Origin of the sequence: Phyllobacterium sp. (assembly GCF_037994405.1) — a bacterium.
GTDB lineage: Bacteria > Pseudomonadota > Alphaproteobacteria > Rhizobiales > Rhizobiaceae > Phyllobacterium.
Genome location: NZ_JBBNAN010000293.1, coordinates 1 through 8587 on the forward strand (window position 1 = coordinate 1; position 8587 = coordinate 8587).

Genomic DNA, 8587 nt, shown 5'->3' on the forward strand with positions numbered 1-8587 from the left:
CGGATCGAAGATGTGGGTGATCAGCGTCTCGAAGCCTTCGGCCTTAATGATGTAGTGCAGATGCGCGGGGCGATAAGGATGGCGGCCGAGATGATCGAGCATCTGGCCGACCGGGCCGTCATTCGGGATCGGATAGTATTTCGGCTTTACCGCCCGGAACCAGTAGCGGCCGTCAGCACCGGTACGGAAGACGCCGCGCAGGTTGAAATCCGGCTGGATGCCCTGCTGCTGCACGTCGTAGAAGCCCTCGTCATTGGCCTGCCAGACGTCGATTACCGCATCCTTGATCGGCTGTCCCGCCGTATCGAGGATGCGTCCGCCGATCACCATGTCCTCGCCCTTGGCATCAAGGCAGATATTGGCGCCCATCTCCAGCTCCGGTGCGCCCTCGACATGGAAGGGACCGAGCACTGTGCTTTCCGAGGCACCGGACGGCTTGCGGTTGTTGATCGCATCGACCAGCATCGAGACGCCCAACGTGTCGGACAGGAGGATGAACTCCTGCCGCCACTCGTTGCACATCTGGCCGGTACGCGTCAGGAACAGGATCGCGTGGAACCATTCCTCCTGCGTCGGCTCGATCTCCTTGACCGCCTCATGCAGTTTGCGAGTGACCACTTCCATGATTTGCTTCAGCCGCTCGTCCTTGGCATTTTTGTTACGGCCGGTGACGACCTCGACGGAATTCTCTTCGGTAAAGAAGCCTTTTTCATGCGCGTCCATCACGGTCTCACTTTCCAAGAATGGCTGTTAGCACCCGACGCAGTTCGCGCGCCGGATCGTCTGTGATCGTCTCGCGCCGCCAGGCGACATGGTGGTCCGGGCGGACCAGCACAATACCGCTATCGCGGATTTCGCGGATATTGGCCCAGTCGCCGGTAAAATCCTGCCACGGCTGGCGCGGGCCGATGACATGGGCGGCGATGTCGATGCCCAATTCCTTGCCGAGACTACAGGCGGCCTCGACCCAGCCCTGCCCGCCGATACCGGTCAGAACCGTGAATTTGCCGTGGCCGGTGAGATCGAGTGTCGAAACCTTCTCGCCGCTATTGGAAAACACCCAGGAATGCGGCAGCCGTGCGCCGGGCCAAGTGGTCTGCTGGCAGTGCAGTTCCGGGTCCTTGGTGAAGGCCGGCTCCACCTGCCCATCGGTGATGGCCGCGCCGGAGCGGTAGCGCTGGTTCATCTCGACACCGTGGCAATCGAACTCATAGACCTTGTCGGCAATCGCCTTGCGGATTGCCGCACGCTGCTCTTCGGAGGTCACGGTGTTGTTGCAGCGGGCATCCATGTTCTGCTGCATCTTCACAGGGTCGATGGAATCAAGCAGGCCGAGCGCCTTGAAGATCGGTCCGAACTCCTCGATCGACTTGTTGGCGCGGGTGACAATCTGCTTGGCGACCGGCGCCCGTTCGGCCTGATAGCTGTCGAGTAGTTTCTGCCCGGCCGCGCCCTTCAGCACGAAGGCGAGCTTCCAGGCGAGATTGAAAGCGTCCTGGATCGAGGTATTGGAGCCAAGACCGTTCGACGGTGGATGCCGGTGGGTCGCATCGCCCATACAGAAGACGCGGCCGTTCGACATGGTGGTAGCGTACAGATTGTTGACGGTCCAGGTCGAGACCGACTTGATGGTCATTTCGAGATCGGGGTCGCCGACCAGATCGCGCACCACCTTCTTCGCATGCGCTTCATCCACCTGCGGTGCCGGCTGGTTGATGTCGTAACCCCAGACGATCAGCCATTCGTTCCATGGCCTCACCATGCGCACCAGCCCCATGCCGATGCCGCCGACATCCGCGCCCGGCTGCAGCACCCAGTAAAGCACCGAGGGACGATGCGCGACCAGACGGGAGAGATCGGCCTGGAACAGGATGTTCATAGAGCCGGCGACACCCATCTTGCCCTCGAAGGCGAGGCCGGCATGTTCCGCGACCTTGGAATTGCCACCATCCGCCCCGACCAGATATTTGGAGCGGACCGTGAATTCCTTGCCTGTCAGCCGATCGAGACAGGTCGTCGTGACGCCATCGCCTTCCTGGACGTGGCTCAAATATTCCGTCGACATGCGCGACTGAGTACCGCGCGAACAGGCGGTCTTGAACAAGAGCGGCTCCATGAAGGTCTGCGGCAGGTCGTTCATCTGGGTTGGCGAAGAAAGCTGATGCTCGGCGCGGGAAAGCGGATGTTTGCCCCAGCTCTTCATCCGGCCGATCTCCTCGCCGGTAAGCGAGGTGCAGAAGACGTTTTCGCCCATCAGATCCTGCTCGGCGGCGAACATATAGGCCTCGTCCTCCACGTCGCGGCCAAGATCGCGCAGCACCTCCATGGTGCGCTGGTTGGTAATATGCGCGCGCGGCGTGCTGGCGAGCCAGCGGTAGCGGTTGATCACCATGTTCTCGACCCCGTAGGACGAAAGCAGGGCTGCGGTGGCCGAGCCTGCCGGGCCGGTGCCGATGATGAGTACGTCGGTCATAATGTCAGCCATGAGGCCCTCCCTTATGCGTGAGATTGAGCGGCCCGCCCTTCAGAACGCGGCGGACCGGAAAAAGCTGGATGCCGGTGCGATCGGAGAACAATCCCCAGAGGCCGCGCGGCGCAAAAAGCATGATGGCGATGCCGAGAAGGCCCAGCACCAGCAGGTACCAGGAGCCGTAGTCGGCCAGCAGGTTCTGCAGTAAGAAGAAGATGATGACGCCGAGGATCGGGCCTTCAATCGTACCGATGCCGCCGATCACGACGATGAAGATGACGTAGGCCGTCCAGTCGGTAACCGAGAAGGCGGCATCCGGCGAGATGCGCGCCTTCTGGACGTAGATAAGCGCGCCGCAGATGCCGGTGATGAAGGCGGTGGCGAGGTAGACCAGCGTCTTCATCCGCCGGGCATCGACGCCGACGGCGCGGGCGGCCTGCTCGTTGTCACGGACGGCGGCGAGGCCAAGACCCTGCTTGCTGCGCAGAAGACCATAGATGAAACCGATCGTCGCGACGACGAGGATCAGCGCCAGCCAATAGGTCAGCGCATCGCTTGCCTGCGAGGCCTTCATGCCGAAGACATCGCGCATCATGTCTACGCCCACCATGTCGCGGGTCGCATCACGCGGCAGCGAGGTGCCGGTGCCGCCGCCAAGCGCCTTCCACTGGGCAAGCAACAACCGCACGACTTCGGCCACCACCCAGGTGCCGATGGCGAAATAGGGACCGTAGAGCCGGAAGGTGAAGAAGGCGGTCGGAAAGGCAAGGGCAATCGAGAACAGCCCGGCAATCAGGATCGCAACGACCGGATCGACGCCGAAGAGGATGACCGCGCCGAACATCGTATAGGCGCCAAACCCCACGAAAGCCTGTTGGCCGACCGAGATCAGCCCGGCATAACCGGCAAGCAGGTTCCAGTTCTGCGCCAGCACCAGCATGGTGAGGATGAAGAACAGCTCCTGGATGACACCGCGCGAAACGATGAAGGGAGCGGCAAAGGCGAGAAGCAGCAGAGCGATGACGGCTGCTGCCGACAATGTCGACGCCCTTGTGCGCGTCTCGACCGTGAAGGATGGAATGGCCATGGTCATCGCTGCACCTCAATCGACGGCGCGCGGGAAGAGGCCGCGCGGCTTGAACAGGAGGACGCCCAAAAAGGCGAGATGGCCGGCAAGGATCTGCCATTCCGGATTGATCGCAGCGCCGATTGTCTGCGCAACGCCGAGAATGATGCCGCCGGCAAGCGTACCCCACAGCGAGCCGAGCCCACCGATGATGACCGCTTCAAAGGCATAGATCAGCCGCGACGGCCCCGATGTCGGATCGAAATTGGCGCGCGTGCCGAGGTAGAGGGCGGCGATCGTCACTACGACCATGGCCAAACCCGTTGCCAGCGCAAAAATGCGCTGCGGCCGTATGCCCATCAGGCCGGCGGTCACCGGATCATCCGAGGTCGCCCGGAAGGCGCGGCCGACGGAGGTGCGGTAGATCAACTGGTTGAGGCACACGATGACGGCGATGGCCAAGAAGAAGGTCATCAGCGGCATGATGCCGGCATTGACCGGGCCGAGATTGATCGAGGCGCTTTCCAGGCTGCCGGCAAAGACGCGGCGGCTATCGGCGGAAAAACTTTCAAGCAAGCCGTTCTGGATGACGATCGACAGGCCGAAGGTCACGAGCAGCGGCGGCAGGATATCCTTGCCGAGTGTGCGGTTGAGCAGGAGATATTGCAGCGCCCAGCCGATGGCGAACATCAGCGGCGCAGCGATCACGGCGGCGACAAACGGGTTGAGACCAAGTGCCGTCACCAGCACGAGGATCAGGAAGGCCGCGAGCACAATCAAATCGCCATGGGCAAGATTGACCAGCCGCATGATGCCGAAGACGAGGCTCAAGCCCGCCGCAAACAGCGCATAGAGGCCGCCGAGCAAAACGCCCTGGAGAATGGTATCAAGCCAGTTCATGGTGTTCCGTCCCGAAATAGGCCTTGTGGATATCATCGCGGCTTAAATCCGAAGACCGGCCGGTGAGCGTCACCCGCCCCTCCATCATGCAGTAGACGCAGTCGGCGACCTTCAGCGCCTGCGCAATGTCCTGCTCGACGATGACGATCGAGGCGCCGGTTTCGCGGATGCGCGGGAAGGTCGCATAGATGCCGCGCACCACGACCGGTGCCAGGCCAAGGCTGATCTCGTCGCAGAGGAGCACCTCTGGGTTCGACATCAGTGCCCGGCCGATCGCCACCATCTGTTGCTGGCCGCCGGAAAGCGCGGTTGCGGGATTGTTGCGTCGCTCCTCCAGGATCGGAAAAAGCGCAAAGATGCTCTCGAGCGTCCAGGGGCCGTCGACCTTGCGGCCATAATTGCCGATCAGCAGGTTTTCCTCGACCGTCAGCGACGGAAAGAGTTTTCGCCCTTCCGGCACCATGGCGATTCCACGCGCCAGAATATCCGGTGCGGGCAGTGCGCCGATCGGCTCGTTCCGATAAAGGATCGATGCCGCCGAATTGGCCAGCACGCCTGAGATCGAGCGCATCAGTGTCGTCTTGCCGGCACCGTTGGCCCCGATAATGGCGATGGTTTCGCCGGCGCCGACGGTGATATCGACACCGAACAGCGCCTGGAAATCGCCATAGGAGGCAGTCAGTCCCTTGGTTTCGAGAAGCGTCATCAGACTTCGATCCCCAGATAGATTTCCCGGACTTCACGCGAGGCCATGATCTCATCGGTCTTGCCGATGCCGATGACCTTGCCGAAATGCAGGACCAGCAGCCGCTCCACCACTGAGTTCAGCGCATGCAGCACATGCTCGATCCAGATGACGGCGATGCCGCTTGAATGAATGTTGCCGATTGTGGTGACCAGCGACCGACACTCGCCCTCCGTCAGGCCGCCGGCGATCTCGTCGAGCAACAGCAGTTTCGGCTCCGTCGCCAGCGCCCGGGCGAGCTCCAGCCGCTTGCGCTGCAGCAGCGAAAGGCTGCCGGCGGGCGCATTGGCCTTGTCGATCAGCCCGGTCTCGACGAGGATTTCGGCACAGCGATCCGACACCTCCGCCTCCCGTCGCCGCGAACCGAAGGCTCCGGCGACCAAGAGATTTTCGAACACCGTCAGCTTCTCGAAGGGTTGCGGGATCTGGAAGGTTCGCCCCATGCCCGACAGACAGCGCGCCATCGGCGGCACGCGTGTCACGTCGCTGCCAAGAAAACGGATCGTGCCGCTGTCGGTGGCGATATTGCCGGTGATGAGGTTGAACAGCGTCGACTTGCCGGCACCGTTCGGGCCGATAATGCCGAGCGCCTCGCCTTTGCCGACGGCAAAGGAGATCGCTTCGGCGACCGTCAGCGCGCCGAACTTTTTCGAGACCCCATCGACTTCGAGAATAGCCAAGCCCATTCCTCCTAGGAAAGGCGGGGCCTCCGCGAGGCCCCCCGCGCCAAAAATCAGGCGATTGCTTCCATCTTGCCGCCGACCGGAATATTCGGCGCTGTCTTGTTATCAGTGATGACGAGATCGTAGCCGCCGCCGTCCTTCAGCCGCCACTGGCCGCCGACGAGCGGCGTTTTGGCAATGTTCTTTGCGGCGAAAGGCGGCAGGTTCTTGCCGTCCCAGGCGATCGGCCCGACCAGCGTATCAAGCTTGGTGGCGGCGATCGCCTCGGCGACGACATCGCTGTCGGTCGGATCGCCGGCGCGTTTCATCACATCGACTGCCAGTTCGAACAGCGCATGGGCGAAACCGATCGGTTGCGTCCAGGGCCGGCTCGTCGCCTTGGTGAAGGCCTCGGCTACCTGCGCCGACGTCTCGGCGGTCAGCGACGACTTGAATGGATGACTCGGTGTCCACCAGACTTCCGAGGACAGGTTGTGACCGGCCTTACCCAGCGCTTCCACCGTCTGCGGAAAGAGCAGCGCCTTGCCGATCGAGGCGATCTTCGGGGCGAAACCCTGCTGTTTGGCCTGGTTCCAGAAGGTAGTGAAATCCGGCGGGATGACGACGCCAGTGATGATTTCGCACTGGCCGGACTTGAAGGCGTTGATCTGCGCCGAGAAATCGTCGGTCATGTTCTGGTAGCGACCTGGATCGGTGAGCGCATAGCCCATCTTTTCGAGCGCCGATGGGAAGCCGACAACCTTGTCGCCCCAGGCATTGCCGTCGCCGTCATTTGGGAAGAGGCCGCCGACCTTCTTATTGGTCTCGATCTGGGACCACATATCGGTAAAGATGGCGATGACGTCTTCGAGGCCCCAGAAGAAGTGATAGGCATAATTGAATGGCTTCCACGACGCCGGGTCGCCGGGATTGCCCTGCTGGCCGATGAACCAGGGCTGCCACGGCGCGACCGTGGAAATGCACGGCATTTCCTCCGCCTCGCAGGTTGTTGCCACCGGATTGGTCGTCTCCGGCGTGGAGGCGACCAGAATGAGGTTCACCTCATCATCGACGATCAGTTCCTTGGCGACTTCTGCCGCCCGGTTCGGGTTAGACTGGCTGTCCTTGACGACGACCTCGTAATTGAGACCCATCGACTTTGTCGTCGAAAGGAAACTGTCGATGACGAATTTGTCGGCCTCGCCGAAGGCGGCGAGCGGCCCGGTCCGCGGGCTGACATAGCCGAGCTTGATCGCCGCATCTTGAGCGATCGCCGGCGTTGCAAGGCCGGTTGTCGCGGCGAGCGCACCGGTAGCGGCCGTCGTCTTTAGAAACTCGCGTCTGGTAAACATGTTTCCTCCTCCCATTGTTCTGTCCTCCCACAGAGTGTGATGTCGGCATTGGTCTATGCCGGCCCCTTGCCCTCCCAGGCATGCTGCAGCAGGCCGCGGATTGACTGCCGGTCGATCGGCCGCGGGTTCCAGTAGGGGTTTTCGATGGCGATCTCCGCCGTGCGATCGAGGTCGGCTTCGGTGAGCCCCAGATCCTTGAGCGCGAGCGGCGCGCCGATCTCCATGGCAAAATCCCAGAGGCCGCCACCGACCGAGCCGCCGAATATCTCTGCGACGGGTGCCAGCAGTTCGGGCACGGCGACCGCGTTGTAGGCGGCCGTGTGCGGCAGCATGATCGCGTGTGTATCGGCATGCGGCGTATCGAAAGTGCCGCCAAGCGTGTGGCAGATCTTGTGATGCAGTGCCATGCCGACGGTGCCGAGCACCGTGCCGCAAAGCCAGGCGCCGTAGAGCGCCTCGGCACGGACATCGAGCGCTTGCGGTGTCTTGATGATATCCGGCAGGCTGGCCTTGAAGGCGCGCAGCCCCTCGACCGCCATCAGCGACGAGATCGGGTTGCGGTCCTGCGCATAGAGCGCCTCGACCGCATGGGCCATGGCATTCAGCCCCGACGTGACACTCATGCCGACGGGCAGGCCCGTGGTCAACGCCGGATCGTAGATCACCACTTCCGGCAGGATGCTGGCATGGCGCACCGTGGTCTTCCGCCCTCCCTCCGTCTGGCCGAGGATCGGCGTCACTTCAGACCCGGCATAGGTCGTCGGAATGACGATCTGCGGCAGGTCCGTGCGATAGGCGATCGCCTTGCCGAGCCCGGTTGTTGAGCCGCCGCCGAGCGAAACCACACAGTCGGCCTTGGTCTCGGCCATGACCTTCATCGCCGCTTCGGTGACATCAACAGGCGTATGCATGACGGCACCGGCAAAGACACCGACGGCGAGCGGGCCCAGCCGCTCTGCCAGCGCCTCCGCATCCGCCCTCTGCTGCGGTGTAGCGAGCACTAGGGCACGGCTGCAGTAGAGCTTCTCGACCCATTCGCCGGCGGCGCCGCTCTTACCTTGCCCGAAGACGATATGAGCGGGGCTGCCGCTATAGATAAAATCGCGGTTCATGCCGCGGCTCCCTGTCTTGCCCGCACCATGACGAAGGTGAGGTCCAGCCGCCATGACGGTCGGCTTTTGCCCTTTCGCTCGAAGGTGCGCACGAGTTCTGGTTTGACGCCGAAGATCGCGTCCTCGGCGAGATGCGGGTCACTGCCATCATAGATTTGCGTGGTGATCGTCTCGAAGCCCGGCGCCTTGATCATGAAGTGCAAATGCGCCGGCCGCCGCAGCGGATAACCAGCCTGGCCGAGCAGCTTGCCGACCGGACCGTCACTCGGCACTCCGTAGC

General features: G+C 62.5%; 8 protein-coding genes and 1 pseudogene. All 9 read right to left on the bottom strand.

Features of this window, described 5'->3' with window-relative positions; all coding sequences use genetic code 11:
- A partial coding sequence (locus AAAC48_RS16450) for a dioxygenase (protein WP_340655213.1) occupies nucleotides 1-723 on the bottom strand: 723 nt, incomplete at its 3' end.
- Between the two features lie 7 nt (nucleotides 724-730).
- Nucleotides 731-2485: an FAD-dependent monooxygenase gene (locus AAAC48_RS16455; protein WP_340655214.1), complete on the bottom strand. Its 1755-nt coding sequence runs from the start codon at nucleotides 2483-2485 to the stop codon at nucleotides 731-733.
- Nucleotides 2478-3563: a branched-chain amino acid ABC transporter permease gene (locus tag AAAC48_RS16460; protein ID WP_340655215.1), complete on the bottom strand. Its 1086-nt coding sequence runs from the start codon at nucleotides 3561-3563 to the stop codon at nucleotides 2478-2480. Before AAAC48_RS16460 ends, AAAC48_RS16455 begins: the two co-directional genes overlap by 8 nt.
- Before the next feature lie 9 nt (nucleotides 3564-3572).
- Nucleotides 3573-4436 (bottom strand): branched-chain amino acid ABC transporter permease, encoded by an 864-nt coding sequence (locus tag AAAC48_RS16465; RefSeq protein WP_340655216.1) that lies wholly within the window; start codon nucleotides 4434-4436, stop codon nucleotides 3573-3575.
- Entirely contained in the window at nucleotides 4423-5142 is a 720-nt protein-coding gene (locus tag AAAC48_RS16470) for an ABC transporter ATP-binding protein (RefSeq protein WP_340655217.1), read from the bottom strand. The genes AAAC48_RS16465 and AAAC48_RS16470 overlap by 14 nt, the downstream gene beginning before the upstream one ends.
- Entirely contained in the window at nucleotides 5142-5861 is a 720-nt protein-coding gene (locus AAAC48_RS16475; protein WP_340655218.1) for an ABC transporter ATP-binding protein, read from the bottom strand. The genes AAAC48_RS16470 and AAAC48_RS16475 overlap by 1 nt, the downstream gene beginning before the upstream one ends.
- 53 nt (nucleotides 5862-5914) lie before the next feature.
- The gene (locus AAAC48_RS16480) at nucleotides 5915-7195 is read right to left on the bottom strand and encodes an ABC transporter substrate-binding protein (protein WP_340655219.1); all 1281 of its coding nucleotides are present in this window, start codon (nucleotides 7193-7195) and stop codon (nucleotides 5915-5917) included.
- Nucleotides 7196-7248: 53 nt separating this feature from the next.
- Nucleotides 7249-8307 (bottom strand): maleylacetate reductase, encoded by a 1059-nt coding sequence (locus AAAC48_RS16485; protein WP_340655220.1) that lies wholly within the window; start codon nucleotides 8305-8307, stop codon nucleotides 7249-7251.
- Nucleotides 8304-8587: pseudogene (locus AAAC48_RS16490) on the bottom strand (6-chlorohydroxyquinol-1,2-dioxygenase); the annotation flags it as partial. The gene AAAC48_RS16485 and the pseudogene AAAC48_RS16490, both read right to left, overlap by 4 nt.

Coding starts and splice junctions, on each gene's coding strand:
- AAAC48_RS16455 (WP_340655214.1), bottom strand. CDS start 2,485: ATGGCTGACATTATGACCGACGTACTCATCATCGGCACCGGCCCGGCA.
- AAAC48_RS16465 (WP_340655216.1), bottom strand. CDS start 4,436: ATGAACTGGCTTGATACCATTCTCCAGGGCGTTTTGCTCGGCGGCCTC.
- AAAC48_RS16485 (WP_340655220.1), bottom strand. CDS start 8,307: ATGAACCGCGATTTTATCTATAGCGGCAGCCCCGCTCATATCGTCTTC.
- AAAC48_RS16460 (WP_340655215.1), bottom strand. CDS start 3,563: ATGACCATGGCCATTCCATCCTTCACGGTCGAGACGCGCACAAGGGCG.
- AAAC48_RS16470 (WP_340655217.1), bottom strand. CDS start 5,142: ATGACGCTTCTCGAAACCAAGGGACTGACTGCCTCCTATGGCGATTTC.
- AAAC48_RS16480 (WP_340655219.1), bottom strand. CDS start 7,195: ATGTTTACCAGACGCGAGTTTCTAAAGACGACGGCCGCTACCGGTGCG.